Source organism: Streptomyces sp. A0592 (genome assembly GCF_004795115.1).
Taxonomy (GTDB): domain Bacteria; phylum Actinomycetota; class Actinomycetes; order Streptomycetales; family Streptomycetaceae; genus Streptomyces; species Streptomyces erythrochromogenes.
Genome location: NZ_SSBM01000011.1, coordinates 63208 through 79652 on the forward strand (window position 1 = coordinate 63208; position 16445 = coordinate 79652).

Annotated in this window: 14 protein-coding genes and 1 pseudogene; 10 read left to right on the forward strand and 5 right to left on the reverse strand. The window is 73.6% G+C overall.

Annotation, left to right across the window (positions count from 1 at the left end; genetic code table 11):
- Window positions 1–37: 37 nt before the first annotated feature.
- Complete coding sequence (locus E6U81_RS17870) at window positions 38–433, reverse strand: hypothetical protein (RefSeq protein WP_136231082.1); 396 nt, start codon at window positions 431–433, stop codon at window positions 38–40.
- A gap of 342 nt (window positions 434–775) precedes the next feature.
- On the opposite strand from E6U81_RS17870, the gene panD reads away from it, so the two are divergent.
- Genes panD through E6U81_RS17885 form a run of 3 tightly spaced genes read left to right on the forward strand, consistent with a single transcriptional unit; the run spans window position 776 to window position 2191 of the window.
- On the forward strand, window positions 776–1198 hold the full coding sequence (panD, locus tag E6U81_RS17875) for an aspartate 1-decarboxylase (protein ID WP_136231083.1): 423 nt from the start codon (window positions 776–778) through the stop codon (window positions 1196–1198).
- A gap of 22 nt (window positions 1199–1220) precedes the next feature.
- A complete protein-coding gene (locus E6U81_RS17880) occupies window positions 1221–1565 on the forward strand; it encodes a GNAT family N-acetyltransferase (protein WP_136231084.1) in 345 nt (114 codons plus the stop codon).
- Window positions 1562–2191, forward strand: a complete 630-nt coding sequence (locus E6U81_RS17885; RefSeq protein WP_136231085.1) for an aspartate/glutamate racemase family protein — start codon at window positions 1562–1564, stop codon at window positions 2189–2191. The genes E6U81_RS17880 and E6U81_RS17885 overlap by 4 nt, the downstream gene beginning before the upstream one ends.
- Before the next feature lie 284 nt (window positions 2192–2475).
- On the opposite strand, the gene gndA is transcribed toward E6U81_RS17885, so the two are convergent.
- Window positions 2476–3921: an NADP-dependent phosphogluconate dehydrogenase gene (gene gndA, locus E6U81_RS17895; RefSeq protein WP_136231087.1), complete on the reverse strand. Its 1446-nt coding sequence runs from the start codon at window positions 3919–3921 to the stop codon at window positions 2476–2478.
- 184 nt (window positions 3922–4105) lie between these two features.
- On the opposite strand from gndA, the gene E6U81_RS17900 reads away from it, so the two are divergent.
- Window positions 4106–5407 carry a transglycosylase family protein gene (locus tag E6U81_RS17900; RefSeq protein WP_136231088.1) on the forward strand — a complete coding sequence of 434 codons (1302 nt, stop codon included), beginning with the start codon at window positions 4106–4108 and terminating at the stop codon, window positions 5405–5407.
- Between the two features lie 24 nt (window positions 5408–5431).
- Here E6U81_RS17900 and E6U81_RS17905 read toward each other — a convergent pair.
- A pseudogene (locus E6U81_RS17905) lies at window positions 5432–6244 on the reverse strand (DMT family transporter); the annotation flags it as partial.
- 291 nt (window positions 6245–6535) lie between these two features.
- Between E6U81_RS17905 and E6U81_RS17910 the strand changes: the two are divergent.
- The gene (locus E6U81_RS17910; protein ID WP_136231089.1) at window positions 6536–8023 is read left to right on the forward strand and encodes an SDR family NAD(P)-dependent oxidoreductase; all 1488 of its coding nucleotides are present in this window, start codon (window positions 6536–6538) and stop codon (window positions 8021–8023) included.
- Between the two features lie 18 nt (window positions 8024–8041).
- Here the strand turns inward: E6U81_RS17910 and E6U81_RS17915 are convergent, their stop codons facing one another.
- Window positions 8042–8491, reverse strand: a complete 450-nt coding sequence (locus tag E6U81_RS17915; protein ID WP_136231216.1) for a hypothetical protein — start codon at window positions 8489–8491, stop codon at window positions 8042–8044.
- Window positions 8492–8831: 340 nt separating this feature from the next.
- Here E6U81_RS17915 and E6U81_RS39865 point away from each other — a divergent pair, with 340 nt between their 5' ends.
- Both E6U81_RS39865 and E6U81_RS17920 read left to right on the forward strand, forming a co-directional pair.
- Complete coding sequence (locus tag E6U81_RS39865; protein ID WP_168714653.1) at window positions 8832–9005, forward strand: hypothetical protein; 174 nt, start codon at window positions 8832–8834, stop codon at window positions 9003–9005.
- A 164-nt stretch (window positions 9006–9169) separates the two neighbouring features.
- Window positions 9170–10153, forward strand: a complete 984-nt coding sequence (locus E6U81_RS17920) for an NAD-dependent epimerase/dehydratase family protein (protein ID WP_136231090.1) — start codon at window positions 9170–9172, stop codon at window positions 10151–10153.
- On the opposite strand, the gene E6U81_RS17925 is transcribed toward E6U81_RS17920, so the two are convergent.
- Window positions 10139–11578 (reverse strand): lipase maturation factor family protein, encoded by a 1440-nt coding sequence (locus tag E6U81_RS17925; RefSeq protein ID WP_136231091.1) that lies wholly within the window; start codon window positions 11576–11578, stop codon window positions 10139–10141. The genes E6U81_RS17920 and E6U81_RS17925 overlap by 15 nt on opposite strands.
- A 210-nt stretch (window positions 11579–11788) precedes the next feature.
- On the opposite strand from E6U81_RS17925, the gene E6U81_RS17930 reads away from it, so the two are divergent.
- The 3 genes from E6U81_RS17930 to E6U81_RS17940 all read left to right on the forward strand — a co-directional run bounded on the left by E6U81_RS17930 (window position 11789) and on the right by E6U81_RS17940 (window position 16427).
- Window positions 11789–13030 (forward strand): DUF6777 domain-containing protein, encoded by a 1242-nt coding sequence (locus tag E6U81_RS17930; protein WP_136231092.1) that lies wholly within the window; start codon window positions 11789–11791, stop codon window positions 13028–13030.
- A 7-nt stretch (window positions 13031–13037) separates the two neighbouring features.
- The gene (locus E6U81_RS17935) at window positions 13038–15101 is read left to right on the forward strand and encodes a SpoIIE family protein phosphatase (protein ID WP_240803879.1); all 2064 of its coding nucleotides are present in this window, start codon (window positions 13038–13040) and stop codon (window positions 15099–15101) included.
- Between the two features lie 72 nt (window positions 15102–15173).
- Window positions 15174–16427: a hypothetical protein gene (locus tag E6U81_RS17940; protein ID WP_136231093.1), complete on the forward strand. Its 1254-nt coding sequence runs from the start codon at window positions 15174–15176 to the stop codon at window positions 16425–16427.
- Window positions 16428–16445 lie beyond the last annotated feature (18 nt).

Consider the following 16445-nt stretch of genomic DNA (forward strand, 5'->3'; position numbering starts at 1 on the left):
CCACCGGCCCCCGCAGCGTCCCCGCGGGGCCGGGGGTCTACGGCGTCAGCCGGCGGTAGGCGGAGCGGGCGTGGGCGAGCCGGGCGAGAACGGTCCCCGTGCCGGCGGCCGCGAGGAGGCAGACGATCCGGCCGAGGTCGTACGGAGCCTCCCAGGTGAGAGCGCCTATGGGGGCGGTGGCGAAGGCGTTGAGCACGAGCCAGCAGAGCAGGGCGGTTCCAGGTGCGGCGGTGAGGCGCGCTCCCGTGCTGACCACGGCCGCGGTTGCGGAGATCGCGACCAGGTCGAGGGTGGGGTCACCCTGTCCGTCGAGGAAGTTGAAGACGGCGACCAGGGCGAAGGCGGTGGCGGCCGCGACGGCCCAGACCATCGACGTCGCGGCCGGATCGGGCACGGGGCGGATGCCGGAGCGAACCTGCTTCCATTCGAGCATGCAAAGCCTCCTTCACGCGGTTCCCGCTCCCTTGCGGCCGAACCGACTGACGCCGTCGCTACTGTAACGGCGCCCAAAGAGCAAGGAGTTCATGGCGATTCAGAGGGATTTGTCCACGAGGCCGGGCCCGCTGCCCCGTCCCCACTCGGAGGCTGAGGACCGGCTCCCCGTGCACCCGGCCCTCCTCGCTCAGGTGCCACGAGCCGGAAGGAACCGGACGAGGTGGGCGGTCCGGCGAAATCCTGCGGATAGCTGACCCGGCGAGCGAAGCGTTGTAGGCTGCGGAGAACGCCCTTGACCTGCATAAAGCGGGCAGGGAGCCGACACTCCGGGAGTTTCTCCATGCTGCGTACGATGTTCAAGTCCAAGATCCACCGGGCTACCGTCACCCAGGCCGACCTGCACTACGTCGGGTCCGTGACCGTTGACGCCGACCTGCTGGACGCCGCCGATCTGCTGCCCGGGGAGCTCGTCCACATCGTGGACATCACCAACGGCGCGAGGCTGGAGACCTACGTCATCGAGGGCGAGCGCGGATCGGGCGTGATCGGGATCAACGGGGCCGCCGCGCACCTGGTGCACCCCGGGGACCTCGTCATCCTCATCAGCTACGCGCAGGTCGAGGACGCCGAGGCCCGGGCGCTCAAGCCCCGCGTCGTGCACGTCGACACCGACAACCGGATCGTCGAACTGGGCGCCGACCCCTCCGCGCCGGTACCGGGCACCGACCAGGAGCGCAGCCCCCACGCCGTCGCCGCCCGATAAGTCCGAGAAGGAGCCGGGGACCATGCCGGAGGTCGAGTTCCAGGACGAGCGCAGGGCGGGGCGGCTGCTCGCCGTCGAGGACGGGACGGCGGTCGGGTACATCGCCTACTTCGTGCTGGCCGAGCCGCCCCACGCCCTGGTGGCGGTGCACACGGTCGTGGAGCCGGGCCACGAGGGCCGGGGCATCGCCGGAGGTCTGGTGAGGACCTTCTACGGACTCGCCGAGGTCGAGGGCGTTCCCGTGGTTCCGCTCTGCCCGTATGCGGCGAGCTGGGCCGCCAAACATCCCGACGAGGCGCCCGCCGCGCCGGCCGAGGTCGTCTCGGCGGCCAAGGCGCAGCTGGTGGCCGGCTCCGACCTGCGATGACGGTCCCCGACCTGACCCTGCTGCACACCTCGCCCGTGCACGTCCCCGTCTTCGACGCGCTGCGCGACCGGCACCACCCGGGGGCCGTACTGCGGCACCTGGTGGTGCCGGAGCTGCTGGACCGGGCGCGTGCGCTCGGGCCGCGGTCCGTGGCCCCGGCCCTGCTGGACCTGCTCGCGGGGGCCGGGCCGGGCCCCGTGCTGGTCACCTGCTCCACCATCGGGGCGACCGCCGAGGCGCTGGCTCCGGCCCTCGGCGCCCCGGTGCTGCGGGTGGACCGGCCCATGGCGGCAGCGGCCGTGCGCACCGGCCCGCGCATCGCCGTCCTTGCCGCCCTCGCATCGACCCTCGCCCCGACCGCGGAGCTGATCGCCGAGGAGGCCGGCGGGCGGCCCGTGTCGGTCGTCACGCACCTCGTCGACGACGCCTGGGAGAGCTTCGAGGCGGGGGACACCACCCGATACCTCACCCGGGTGGCCGACGCCGCCGACGCCGTCACCGGTGCGGACGTCATCGTCCTGGCCCAGGCCTCCATGGCCGGCGCGGCCGGGCTGGCCACGACCGGGACCCCCGTCCTGGCCAGCCCGGGGCCGGGCCTCGCCGCCGCGCTCGCCCTCGCGCACTGACGGCCGCACCGGAGGGGCCCACGCGGCGCCTGCAGGACGTGTACAGGACGCGTACGGGACGCAATCGCGGGAAAGTGCCGTATATGGTGCCCACACTCGAAGACACACAGCCGCCGGCCCCCGAGCCCGACCCGACGCCGGCCCCCACCCCGTTCCCGGACCCGGAGCCCATCCCGCGCCCCGCGCCGCCCGTACCCGGCCCCGTCCCGGAGCCGGACCCGGTGCCCCCGCCCCCGGGACCCGCGCCGGTTCCCCAGCCCGGACCCTGGAGCTGAGCCGCGCCGTCAGTCCGTGCGGACCTCGGAGCGGTCGCCGCTCCAGAGGGTGTGGAACGAGCCCTCGCGGTCGGTCCGCCGGTAGGTGTGCGCCCCGAAGAAGTCCCGCTGGCCCTGCGTGAGGGCCGCCGGGAGCCGCTCCGCGCGCAGCGCGTCGTAGTACGCCAGCGAGGCGGCGAAGGCCGGCACCGGAATCCCCGCACTCACCGCCGCCGCGATCACAGACCGCCAGCCCTCCTGCGCCGCCCCGATCTCCTCGGCGAAGCGCTGGTCCGCCAGCAGGCTCGGCAGGTCGGGCCTGGCGTCGTAGGCCGCGCGGATCCGGTCGAGGAACGCCGCCCGGATGATGCAGCCGCCCCGCCACAGGGAGGCCACCGCGCCCAGGTCGATGTTCCAGTCGTACTCCGCGCTGCCGGCCCGGATCTGGTGGAACCCCTGCGTGTACGAGACGATCTTCGACGCGTACAGCGCCTCCTCCACCTGCGCGGCGAACGCGTCCGCCGCCTCCGGTGACAGCGTCGCGGGTGCCGGGCCTGCGAGTCCGCGAGCGGCCGTCCGCAGGTCTGCGTGGCCCGAGACGGCGCGGGCGAACACGGCCTCGGCGATCCCCGACACCGGGACCCCGAGGTCCAGGGCGATCTGCACGGTCCAGCGCCCGGTGCCCTTCTGTTCGGCGGCGTCTGCCACGACGTCGACGAACGCCTGCCCGGTCGCCGCGTCCGTGTGGGCGAGCACCTCCGCCGTGATCTCGATCAGGTACGAGTCCAGGCGGCCCCGGTTCCAGTCCCGGAAGGTCTCCGCGATCTTCTCGGGGGAGTAGCCGGCGACCTCGCGCAGCAGGTGGTAGGCCTCGGCGATGAGCTGCATGTCGGCGTACTCGATGCCGTTGTGGACCATCTTGACGAAGTGTCCGGCGCCGTCGGGACCCATGTGCGAGGTGCACGGCGTACCGTCGGCGGCCTTCGCCGCGATCTTCTCCAGCAGCGGGCCGAGCGACGCCCACGACTCCTGCGACCCGCCCGGCATGATGCTCGGGCCGAGCAGCGCGCCCTCCTCGCCGCCCGAGATGCCCACGCCCACGAAGTGGATGCCCTGCTCGCGCAGTTCCCGCTCGCGGCGCCGGGTGTCCTCGAAGTGCGCGTTCCCGCCGTCGATGATGACGTCGCCCTCCTCCAGGAGCGGGGCGAATTCGCGGATCACGGCATCGGTGGGATCCCCGGCCTTCACCATGATGACGATGCGTCGGGGGCGCTCCAGCGCATCGACGAACTCCTTGGCCGACTCGGCGGCCACGAACGCGCCCTCGTGACCGAACTCCTCCACCAGTGCCGTGGTCCTGGCGGTGGTGCGGTTGTGGACGGCCACGGTGAATCCGTTGCGGGCGAAGTTGCGGGCGAGGTTGCTGCCCATGACTGCGAGGCCGGTGACGCCGATCTGGGCCGTGCTGGTGCTCATCTGTGCGCTCCTGCGTGCTTCGGTGTGCGGGCTGTGCCCGACGCTACCCCGCTGAGGGGCGGGCGGCGCCGACGCCCGCCGTGTCATTGTCAAGTTCCGCTGAACAGCGCCCCGTTGCTCCCTTGTCATGCAATGATCCCGACGTTACGTTGTGCGATTCCTGATGACTCGAATGGGGGCTCCCATGCGCGTACGGGGCCGGCACCGCCGGTATCAGCCGAGCAGTATCAACCGGGCCTCGCTGGCCGTCACCGCCGGAGGCGCAGGGATCGCGCTCCCGTTCATGGGTGCCGGAGCGGCCGAAGCCGCGTCCGTGGACACCTGGGACAAGGTCGCGGCCTGCGAGTCGACCAACAACTGGCGCATCAACACCGGCAACGGCTATTACGGCGGACTCCAGTTCAGCCAGAGCACCTGGCGGGCCTTCGGCGGCACCGCCCACGCGCCGCGTGCCGACCTGGCCACCAAGGACCAGCAGATCGCGGTGGCCGAGAAGGTCCTGGCGGGCCAGGGGCCCGGGGCGTGGCCCACCTGCGGCAAGGGGGCCGGACTCACCCGCGGCGGCCCGTCGCCGGCCCTCGCCGCGCAGGCCCCGGCGAAGCTCCCCGCGCAGCGCGAGGCGCCTTCACAGCCCCGGACGCAGGAGGTGAAGGCGGCGCCGGTGCAGGGCACCACGCCCCGCCCGACCGGAACCTCGGTCCTGCCGAACCCGTACGTCGTCGCGCCGGGCGACTCGCTCTCCGCGATCGCCACCGAGCAGCGCGTCGAGGGCGGCTGGCAGGCGCTCTACGAGACCAACCGGGCCGTCGTGGGCGACAACCCGAACATGATCTTCCCCGGCCAGCGCCTCACGATGCGGGTCACCACCGCCCCGCCGGCCCCGCCCGCGCAGAACCCGGAGAAGCCGCCCCGGACCGCAGAGCCGGTCAAGCCCGGGGAACCGGCGGCCGAGAAGCCGGCGGAGCGGCCCGCGCCGAAACCCGCCGAGAAGGAGGCCCCGAAGCCGGCCGAGAAGCCCGCCGCGAAGCCGGCAGCGAAGCCCGACCCCCAGCCCGCCTCAGCGCAGCAGAAGCCGGCCGCGGGAGGGTTCTCCGCTCCCGTCGACGCCGCCCTCGGCACCGCGTACCGCGTCTCGGGATCCTCCTGGTCGAGCGGCTACCACACGGGAGTCGACTTCCCCGTGGCCACCGGCACCACCGTCAAGTCCGTCGGACCCGGCCAGGTCGTCTCCGCCGGCTGGGCCGGCGCCTACGGCTACCAGGTCGTCATCCGGCACACCGACGGCCGGTACTCCCAGTACGCCCACCTCTCGGCGCTCGGCGTGAAGTCCGGGCAGCAGGTCTCCGGAGGCCAGCGGATCGGCCGCTCCGGCTCGACCGGCAACAGCACCGGCCCGCACCTGCACTTCGAGATCCGCTCGGCACCCGGCTACGGCTCCGACATCGACCCCCTGAGGTACCTGCGGAGCCACGGCGTCCGCATCTGACCCGCGCCGATGCGGCGGCACGGCCGTGAGCAGGACCAGGCCGGCCGCCGCCAGCACGGCGCTGGCCAGCGCCGCCGCCGTGCCCGCGGCCCCGTGGCGGAAGCCCTCGCCGAAGAGCGTGATCCCGACCGTCGCCGCGACCACCGGATTGACCACCGTCACCGTGGCCAGCGGCGCGGTCAGACCGGCGCCCCGGTAGGCGGCCTGGGACAGCAGCAGCCCGACCGACGCCAGCGCCGCGATCGCCGCCAGGTCCGGCCACAGGCCCGCCGGTGCACCTGGTCCGACGTTCTCGGCGACCGACTTGGTGAACACCGAGGCCATGCCGAAGGCCGTACCGGCCGCCGCCGCCAGCAGCACGCTGTGCAGCACCACCCGGCGCATCCGGTGAGCCGCCAGGAACAGCGCCGCCACCGCGGCCCCGGTCACCACGAGCAGCAGGCTCCGCTCGTCTTCCGCCAGGGACTGCTCCGCACGTCCGTCACCGCCGGTCAGCGCCAGCAGACCCGCGAGTCCGACCGTGGCCAGCACCGCCCCGCGCCAAGCCGCCGCACCCGCCCGGCGCCGTACGAAGACGGCCGCCATCGGCAGTGCGAACACGATGGTGAGCGCCCCCAGCGGCTGCACCAGGCTCAGCGGCCCGTAGGCGAGCGCCACCACGTGCAGCAGCGCACCGAGGCCGTTCAGCCCCACCGCGACCCACCAGCCGCCCCGGCGCAGCGGCGCGTACCGCCGGTCCGGCGTACTCGCCGCGACCCTTTCCTGGACGATCGCCCCGCCCGCGTACGCAACGGCGGACACGAGGCAGAGCAGGACCGACAGCGCCAGTGCACTCATAAGCTCCACAATGCCCGACCCACCTGCGCTATTCCTCCGCCCACAGGTGGTCACGAGTCATACTCCCGACGTAGTACCGGAGTACGCAGCGTGGCTCTGGCATCAGCGCAGTGCCACCTCGGCCGCGCCCCCACGGCCACCGCGTGAACCCGTACGGTGACGGCCTGTTCGCGGTATGTGAGGTTCCGGGCCACGGGTTTGGCTCGGGGCGCGTCCGATCCGTACAGTTCCCCTTTTGAGGACCTCCGCAGCAGGCGGATGCGGACGAGTGACCAAGGAACGGCAGCGGCCATGACGGTGACCGAAGACAGCCACGACCAGGCACAGGCCTACGGACCGGGCATCGACCCCGAGCGGCTGGCGCTCTGCCTCGACGTGCTCGCCGAACTCGACACGATCGACGTGGACCACCCCGACGCCATCGCCGTGCGCCGCGCCACGGCGGGCGTCTACCGCACGGTCAAGCAGCGCCGCCGCCAGGAGCGCCGCGCGGCCAAGACCGCCAACGACAAGGCCGTCACCGAGGCGACCGCGACCGGCTCCGCCGAGCGCATCGACGACGAGACCGAGGGCATCCTGCCCTCCTCGGTCACGGAGGCCGGCCGGATCGCCGGGATACTCCAGCGCCCGCGCTCCTGCTACGTCTGCAAGACGCGGTACGTCGAGGTCGACTACTTCTACCACCAGCTCTGCCCGGACTGCGCCGTCGAGAACCGGACCAGGCGCGAGGCCCGCGCCGACCTCGCCGGCAAGCGCGCGCTGCTCACCGGCGGCCGCGCCAAGATCGGCATGTACATCGCGCTGCGGCTGCTGCGCGACGGCGCCCACACCACGATCACCACGCGCTTCCCCAAGGACGCCATCCGCCGCTTCAAGGCGATGGAGGACTCCGCGGACTGGATGCACCGCCTGGAGGTCGTCGGCATCGACCTGCGCGACCCGGCGCAGTCCGTGGCCCTCGCCGAACAGGTCGCGGCGGCCGGTCCGCTCGACATCCTGATCAACAACGCGACGCAGACCGTGCGCCGTCTGCCCACCGCCTACGCGGCGCTGGTCGAGGGGGAGTCCGCCCCGCTGCCCGCCGGTGAGCTCCCCGCCCACCATGTCATCGGCGCCTTCAACTCCGGCGCGGTCGACGGCCTGGCGGCGCTGCCCGTCGGAGTGAGCGGGCTGGAGGCGCAGAAGGTCGCCGACCTGGCCCTGGTCGCCGGCAACGCCAGTCTGGAGCGGCACCTCGCCGGCACCGCCATCGACGCGGGCGGCCTGCTGCCCGACGTCGTCGACAGCAACACCTGGGTGCAGACCATCGACCAGATCTCCCCGGTGGAGCTCCTCGAGACCCAGCTGTGCAACTACACGTCGCCGTTCATCCTGATCAGCGCACTGCGGCCGGCCATGGCCGATGCCGCCCGGAAGTCGTCCAGCGGCCGGGCGTACGTCGTGAACGTCTCGGCGATGGAGGGCGTCTTCAGCCGCGGCTACAAGGGCGCGGGGCACCCGAACACCAATGCCGCCAAGGCCGCGATGAACATGGTGACGCGGACCAGCGGCCAGGAGATGTTCCAGACCGACCGGATCCTGATGACCTCGGTCGACACCGGCTGGATCACCGACGAGCGCCCGCACTTCGACAAGCTGCGCCTCGCCGAGGAGGGCTTCCACGCCCCCCTCGACCTGGTCGACGGCGCGGCCCGGGTCTACGACCCGATCGTGCGCGGCGAGGCGGGCGAGGACCTGTTCGGCGTCTTCCTGAAGGACTACGCCCCCGCGAACTGGTGACCCCGGCGTCCCCCTGTCCTACCGCACGTCCGTGATCGGCCCCCTCGGCGAACCGAGGGGGCCGATGGCGTTCCCGGCCCTGCAGGATCCGGCCGCGACCAGCTCCAGCAGCGGACGCCAGTCCTCCAGCACGCCCGCGTCCCGTCCGGACGCCCCGGCCGCCTCGCGCGCCTGGAGCAGGGCGGCCACCGCCTCCGCCTCCGCGTCCTCGCCCGGCCGGTCGGCCCCGCCGCCCGCCGCGGCCAGCGCCTGGAGCCGCACGAGCCGGGCCACCCGCTCACCCAGCAGGGGGCGCAGCGCCTGCGCTGCGAGTACGGCGTGTCGCGCTCCGTCACCCGGACGGAGCATCCGGCCGACGCCGTGCAGCAGCCCCGCGAGCTGCAGTTCCTTGTCGGCGGGGTGGGAGCGGCGGAGCAGCGCCGCGGTCCGCAGGGCGTGATCGTCGCGGCCGGCGTGCAGCAGCTCCATCAGCTCAACCACGCTTGTGACGTACGGTACTTCGGCCTCCGCCGCTCCGGACCTCGCCACCGCCGACCCCCTCCGTCGCGCCCCGCGCATCCGGGTCCGAGCACACCATCCGTGACCCGACCGCCGGCCGACGACTTGCTGAACTCGGGACGAAACTGAGAGGGCGCAGCGGATTTTGCCTTCCTATCGAGCGGAGGTCCGCTCATATGTGTACCCTGGGGCATCAAGACGGCCCCCATCCGGGCCGCGCTCCACCAAGGCGCCACCGCGTCCGGAACCCTTGATCCCTTGCCCGGCTCGCGGTCTGCCCGCCGGGTTACGCGACACAGAGGAGTGCGCGGTGACTGAAAAGACGCAGCCCGAACCGAAGTTGCTGGAGCGGACCGGAGCGCGCGCCAAGACGCGGTCCGACGAACTCGGAAGCCTGGAAGTCTGGGCGCGCTCCGCCCCGATCCGGCTCGCCGGGTACGAGGACGACCTGGCGGAGTCGCACATCCTGCCCGGCATCGACTAGTCGTCACCTCCGCACCGACCCGCAGAGCGGTGCAAGCGCCCCCTCGTGCTCACCCGCACCGGGGGCGCTGCCCTGTCCGGCAGCACATCCCGCTACGCCCTGAGCGTCATCGCCGACAGCGATCACCGCTTCCGCGGCCCGCCCCACCGGGCCAGGGTGAGCGCATGAAGCTGCTGATGCTGGGTGGTACCGAATTCGTCGGACGCGCGATCACCGAGGACGCCCTCGCCCGGGGCTGGGAGGTGACCGTCTTCCACCGGGGGCACCACGCGCCCCCGCCGGGCACCCGGGCCCTGCACGGGGACCGCACCGCCCCCGGCGGCCCGGCCGCCCTCGCCGAGGGGGAGTGGGACCTCGTCGTCGACACCTGGGGCGGCGCCCCCGCGGCGGTGCGCGACAGCGCCCGCCTGCTGAGCGGCCGGGCCGGGAGGTATGCGTACGTCTCCAGCCGCTCGGTGTACGCCTACCCGGCCCCCGCGGGGCAGGCGGAGGACGGCCCTCTCGTCGAGGGCTCGCCGGACGCCGGGGCGACCGCCTACGCCGAGGACAAGAGGGGCGGCGAACTCGCCGCGCTGGACGCCTTCGCCGACCGTGCCCTGCTGGTCCGCGCCGGGCTGATCCTCGGCCCCTACGAGAACGTCGGCCGGCTGCCGTGGTGGCTCGGCCGCAGCGCGCGCGGCGGCCCGGTGCTCGCCCCCGGCCCGCGCGGACTCCCGATCCAGTACATCGACGTGCGCGACCTCGCGCGCTGGACCCTGGACGCCGCCGAAGGCGGGCTCGGCGGCCCGTACAACCTGGTCTCGCCGGTCGGGCACGCCACCATGGGCACGCTCCTCGACGCCTGCGCCGCCGTCACCGGCGGCGGCGCCGAACTGCGCTGGACCGACCCGGGACCGATCCTCGCAGCGGGCGTGGAGCCCTGGACCGAGCTGCCGATCTGGCTGCCGGAGGGCCGGTCGCACGACTACATGTTCGGCGGGGACGTGACCCGGGCGCTGGCCGCCGGTCTGAAGTGCCGCCCCGTCGAGGAGACCGTCGCCGACACCTGGGCCTGGCTGCGCACCCTCGGCGGCCGGGCCCCGCAGCGGGCCGACCGGCCGGCCCCCGGACTCGACGCCGCACGGGAGGCCGCGCTACTCGGGCTCTGACGGGCGGGCCCGCGCGATCCGGGTCGGGGGGAGGTACTCGCGCACCAGCGTGCGGTGCCACCAGTCCCCGCTCTCGCGCAGCTCCCGCCAGGTGGTGAAGCGGTAGCGGTAGAGCAGGGCGCGGACGTACACGGGCGGGGCGTCCGGGAACGGGTTGTGGCGCAGCAGCCGCAGCGTGTCCCGGTCGCCCGCCAGCAGCCGCTCCACGAACGGCCCGAACCAGTCGCGCGCGTAGCCGGGGGAGATCGCCGCGAACCACATCAGCCAGTCCAGGCGCAGGTGGTAGGGGGCGAACTGGCGCGGGAGCCTGCCCGGTTCACCGGGTTTGCCTCTGAATCCGTACTCCTTCCAGGCGCCGTCCTCGCGCGGCACCGGGTCCGCGGTGCCCTCCACCGCCACCTCCATGCGGACCCGGCCGACCGAGCCGAAGGCCCCGTAGGTGTTGACGAGGTGCAGGGCGTCGAAGGAGCGGTTCATCACTTGGCGGCGCGAGACCATGTTGAGCACCGGGTGGCGGCTGAGGAACAGGACCAGGGCGGTCACCGCGCAGACCAGGACGGCGAACCACACGGGAGCCGGCCGTGAGGCGGCGGCCGGGGGCGGCCCCGCGAGCCCGGTGAAGTCCACGGCCGACACGGCGAGGGTGATCGTCAGCCAGTTCAGCCAGGCGAAGTTGCCGGACAGCACGAGCCACAGCTGCGTCGCGATGACGGCTCCCGCGGCGTACGAGGCCACCGGCTGCGGGGTGAACAGCAGCACCGGCACGACCAGTTGCGTCACGTGGTTGGCGGCGCACTCCACCCGGTGCAGCGGCTTGGGCAGGTGGTGGAAGAACCAGCTCAGCGGCCCCGCCATCGGCTGCGTCTCGTGGTGGAAGTACAGGCAGGTGAGCCGCCGCCAGCAGGGGTCCCCGCGCATCTTGATCAGCCCGGCCCCGAACTCCACGCGGAAGAGCACCCAGCGCAGCAGCCACAGCACCAGCACCGGCGGCCCGGTCCGGGCGTTGCCGAGGAACACGGCGAGGAAGCCCACCTCCAGCAGCAGCGACTCCCAGCCGAAGGAGTACCAGGTCTGGCCGACGTTCACGATGGAGAGGTAGAGCAGCCACAGCGCGGCCCACATCGCCATGGCCGCGGCCAGCGGCACCTCGTCCCCGGCCCCGGCGGCCAGGGCCGCCGACAGTGCTGCCCCGGCCCAGGCGCAGCCCGCGAAGAGCCGGTCGGAGTAGTGCAGTTGGAACAGGCTCGGGGCGCGCCGGAAGGGCACGTACCGTACGTAGCGCGGCACGGGCAGCATGCCGTGCGCCCCGATCAGGGCCCGGAACTGCAGGGCGGCCCCGACGAAGGCGGCGAGGTAGACGCCGGCCAGGGCCCGCTGGAAGACCAGCCGGGCGAGCCAGTACCCGGGCGCCGTGAACCAGTCCATCGCCTCCAGTATCCGGCCGGCCGGCGGCCGCCGGCCAGTCGGTCCGCGGCGGGTCGGCTCGGGGTCGGCCGGCCGACGTCTTGAACATGTTCAGCCCACATGGGTGAGCCGGCGGGGTTCCTTGGGCGTGTTCAAGGGGCGCTCCGGTTGCGGCTCCCGTGCGGATGCGGCAGACAAGAGGGAGTACTCGGGGCGAAAAGGGAGAAATTTGTGAACGGACCGTCACTTCCGACACCTCGTCAGGCGTCGCGTCGTCAGGCACCGGCCGGCGCCGCCCTCTTCGCCCTCCTCGGCCTGTTCGCCGCGGCCTGCGGCGGGCACCAGGAGCCGATGAGTGCGGCCGGACCCGAGAGCCAGGAGGTCCACCTCCAGCCGGTGGCCAGCGCCGGCCCCGACCCCTTCACCGTGTCCTCGGCCACCGGTGAGTCGGCCCCCGTCCAGCCCCCGCTGCCCAATCCCACCGGGGAGGGCATCCGCACGGTCAACGCGGCCACCCCCGGCCTCTACGGCGGCACCCAGCGGCTCGGCAGCTGCGACGTGGAACAGCAGGTCGCCCACCTGACCGAGGACAGTGCCAAGGCCCGCGCCTTCGCCGAGGCGTCCGGGATCGAAGAGGCCGGGATCCCCGACTTCCTGCGCGGTCTCACGCCCGTCGTGCTGCGCGCCGACACCCGCGTCACCAACCACGGCTTCCGCGGCGGCCGCGCCGAGGGCTACCAGTCCGTCCTCCAGGCCGGCACTGCCGTCCTGGTCGACGACCACGGCATGCCCCGCGTCCGGTGCGGCTGCGGAAACCCGCTCGGTTCCCCGCGCGCGCCCAAGGGGAGCCCGGTGCACAAGGGCGACCCGTGGAACGGCTACCAGGCCAACCAGGTCGTCGTGATCGAACCCACCGCCCACGTGATCAACAACCTGGTGATCGTCAACATCGCGAACAACACCTGGATCGAGCGCAAGCGGGGCGACGACGGCGCCCAGGACCGGACCCCGCAGGCCCTGCCCCCGTACGACCCGGCCGACGGCATCCCCAGCGGCCCCGCCGCCTCTGGCGCCGCCTCGGCCGCCCCCTGCCCGAGCACCCCGGGATCCGGGCCGGCGGGCTGCCCGGCGGACCCGCAGAGCTCGCCGGGCACGAACGCCCAGCAGAGCCCCGCCGTGCCGCTGAACCCCTCCACCCGGCCGCGACAGCCGCAGCAGCCCCAGAAACGGCAGCCGTCGGACGTCCCGACCGACCCGCTGGCGCAGGACCCGGCCGATCCCGCCCTCCCGCCGTACCCCGACGGATCGACCACGCAGCCGGTCGACCCCCAGGACCCGTACGCCGACCCGTACGCGGACCCCTATACGGATCCGTACGCCGACCCCTACGCCGACCCGTACACGGACCCCTACGCCGACCCCGACCTCCAGCCGGCGCCGTCCGACGAGAGCCAGTCGCTGGAGAGCGCCTGACCGGCCCGTGTGTCATGGTGGACCGGTGCCGACCACCGTATCGCTGCCGGACGACTGGCCCGCACACCCGGACCGGTCGCTCTCGCTCAACCGCATGGGAAGTTTCGACTGGGACCTGGTCACCGGTCTCATGCACATGGACGAAGCCGCCCTCGACGTCTTCGACATGGCCTCCGACGAGTACGACGGCCGGCCCGGTTCGCTCTCGCCGCGCGTCCCGCCGGCCGAGTCGGCACGGCTCGACGCCATGGTCTCCTCCGCGCTCAAGAGCGAGGTGGACAGCTACGGCGCCTACTTCCGCATCCGCTGCCGCGACGGGCGGCTGCGCTGGACGCACACCCAGGGCCGCGTCATGCGCGGCCCTGACGGGCGGCCGCACCGGATCATCGGCATCGTCCGGGACGCGACCGAGGAGCTCAGCCACTCGGCGGAACGGCTCGGACTCGACGAGGAGCGGCGCCGGCAGACCTCGGTGGTGGAGAGCACGACCGCCGCCCTCGCGCACGCCCGGACCGTGCAGGACGTCATCGACGCGCTCGGCGACGCCCACGGTCTGGAACGGCTGGGCTCGATGGGCATGGTGATGGGCCTCGTCGAAGCCGGCCGGATCCACCTCGTGGCCGAAGGCCCGGAGGGCAGCTTCGTCCCCGGGACCCGCTACACCCGCATCGACGAGCAGTACCCGATGAGCGAGGTCGTCCGCTCCCTCCAGCCGCGCTTCCTCGACTCGGCGGAGGAGTTCGCCGAGGACTATCCGGCGCTCTGGACGAAGATCTCGTACATGCGGATCTCGGCCGCGGCCTACCTGCCGCTGATCGCCCAGGCCCGCCCGATCGGCGCCATCGGCCTGCTCTACCAGGACAAGGACGGTTTCACCCAGGAGGAGCGCAACCTGCTCGTCGCCCTCGGCAGCAGCATCGCGCAGAGCCTCCAGCGGGCCATGCTGCTGGAACAGGAGCACGATCTGGCCGAGGGCCTCCAGCAGGCCATGCTGCCCCGGCGGATCCCCGCGGTGCCCGGCGGCGAGATCGCCGTACGGTACCGCTCCGCCCGGATGGGCCAGGACATCGGCGGCGACTGGTACGACGTCATCCCGCTGCCCGGCGGCCGCGTCGGCGCCGTCATCGGCGACGTCCAGGGCCACGACACCCATGCGGCCGCCGTCATGGGTCAGCTGAGGATCGTCCTGCGCGCGTACGCCGCCGAGGGGCACTCACCCGGCACCGTCATGGCCAGGGCCTCCGTCTTCCTGCACGAGCTGGACACCGAGCGCTTCGCGACGTGCACGTATGTGGAGGCCGACCTCTCCACCGGGGTGCTCCAGGTGGTCCGCGCGGGCCACATCGACCCGCTGCTGCGCACCCGCGACGGGGACTGCCACCGGCTCCCGGTGGGCGGCGGCATGCCGCTCGGCCTCTCCGCGGAGTTCGGCCGGCTCGAATACCCGGTCACAACGGTGGAACTCGACCCGGGAGAAACGCTCCTGCTGTGCACCGACGGACTCGTCGAACACCCCGGCGCCGACCTCGACGACGGGATCCACATACTGACCTCCCACATCCGCAGCGGCCCCGCCGACCTGCAGCTCCTCGCCGACCGACTGTGCGAGATCGTCACCGATCGCGGCGGCAACGACGACATGGCGCTCCTGCTGCTGCGCCGCCGGCCCGCCCCCGCCCCGCCCGGCGGCGGCCGACTGCAGCAGCACGTGGCGCCGGGAGACCCGGAGGCCCTGGTGGCCGCCCGCCACATGATCGGAGCGGCGGTGCGCGCCTGGGGCGCGCGGGAGCGGGCCGACGAGATCGAGCTGGTCGCGGACGAGCTGATCGTGAACGCGCTCATGCACACGGACGGCCCCGCCATCGTGACGCTGCGCATCCTGGCGGGCCACGAGCACAGACTGCGCGTGGAGGTCGCCGACCGCTCCAGCGCCCTCCCGCGCCGACGGGAGGCCGGCGACTCGGGGGTCTCCGGCCGCGGCCTGATGCTGGTGGACCGGCTGGCGGACGTATGGGGCGTGGAGCCGCGCGGCAGCGGCAAGTGCGTCTGGTGCGAGTTCGTCGTGGGCTGAGAGCGGCGCCGGGGCCGGGCAGCGGGGAAAGTCCGTTGCGGGCGCGGCAGGCGTCGTCGAGGATCAGGGGCGATGACCAACGCCATGGAAGATGTACGCCGTTCACTGGAGCAGGACGACCTGCCCGGAGCGGCCCGGGCCCTTCGGCCGCATGCCGAGAAGACACCGATCCCCGAACTCGCCGGGGCCGCCGCGGCCATGGGCGAGGCGGCCGGGTTCGAGGACCTGGCCGAAGCCGCCCGCAGGGCCGCCGAGCGGCCCCACGAACCGCAGGCCCTCTACGACTTCGGGTACGCCTGCGTCGAGCGCGGCCTCGCCTTCCTCGCCGTCGCACCGCTGCGCGAGGCCCTCGGGCTGCTCCCCGACTCGCGCACGCTCCTCGCCGAGCTGGTCTCCGCCCTGGAGGAGGAGCGCCGGCACGCGGAGGCCGCCGCACTGCTCTCCGGCCGCGGCGACCGACTGCCCGCCTGGCCCGAGACCTACCTCCTCGTGCACAACACCCTGTTCGCCGGAGACCTGGACACCGCCGAGGGGCTGGCGTCCGCCCTCCCCGCGCCCGAAGACCCGCAGTGGGCGCCCGCACGGGACCGCCAGGCCCGCCAGGTCCTGCGCAGCGGGCACTCCCGCCGCGCCCAGCGGAGCGCCGGACACCCCGACCCGCTCGGCCCGGCCGACCTGCGCGGCTGGCACTACGGCCTCACGGGCGGACTGCTCGCCACCCTGTCCCCGTACGGCTGGGACGCCGGGATGACCGGCCGGTACGCCTACCTCGGCGACTCCCACGAGCAGTGCCGCCACGGCCTGGCCCGCCTCGGGACCGCCCTGGAGGCCGCCGGGCGCCGCCCCGCCTCCGTCTCGCTGCTGCCCGGCCGCTCCGACCGGATCCTCGGCCTCGCCGCCGCCGCCGTGCTGGGGCTGCCCGCCGTCCCGTACGACCCGGACCGTACGGACACCCTCGTCGTCGCGTACGACCTGAACAAGGCCGACCCGGACCTCATCCGCACGCTGCACACCCGCACCGACGGCCAGATCCTGTCCGAGCACGCCACCTGCTGGACCGATCCGCCCGCGGTGAGCGCCGACTTCAGCACGCTGCTGTGCCAGTACGTGGTCCCGCCCTGGCGGGAGGACGACCGGTCCGAGGAGGAGATCGCCCGGGACGTCGCCGCGGCGGACCCCGCCCCGGACGGCGGCGACGGAGCGACCCCGACCGATCCGGACGAGGCCTTCCGCGCCTTCGCGGCCGGCGTCGCAACCGGCTGGCTCACGGGCCCCCGGGACCGGGTCGCGTGGCCCGGCCCCGTGCCCAGCTCGCGCTTCGCCTGAGGCGGCGGCAGGCTGGGA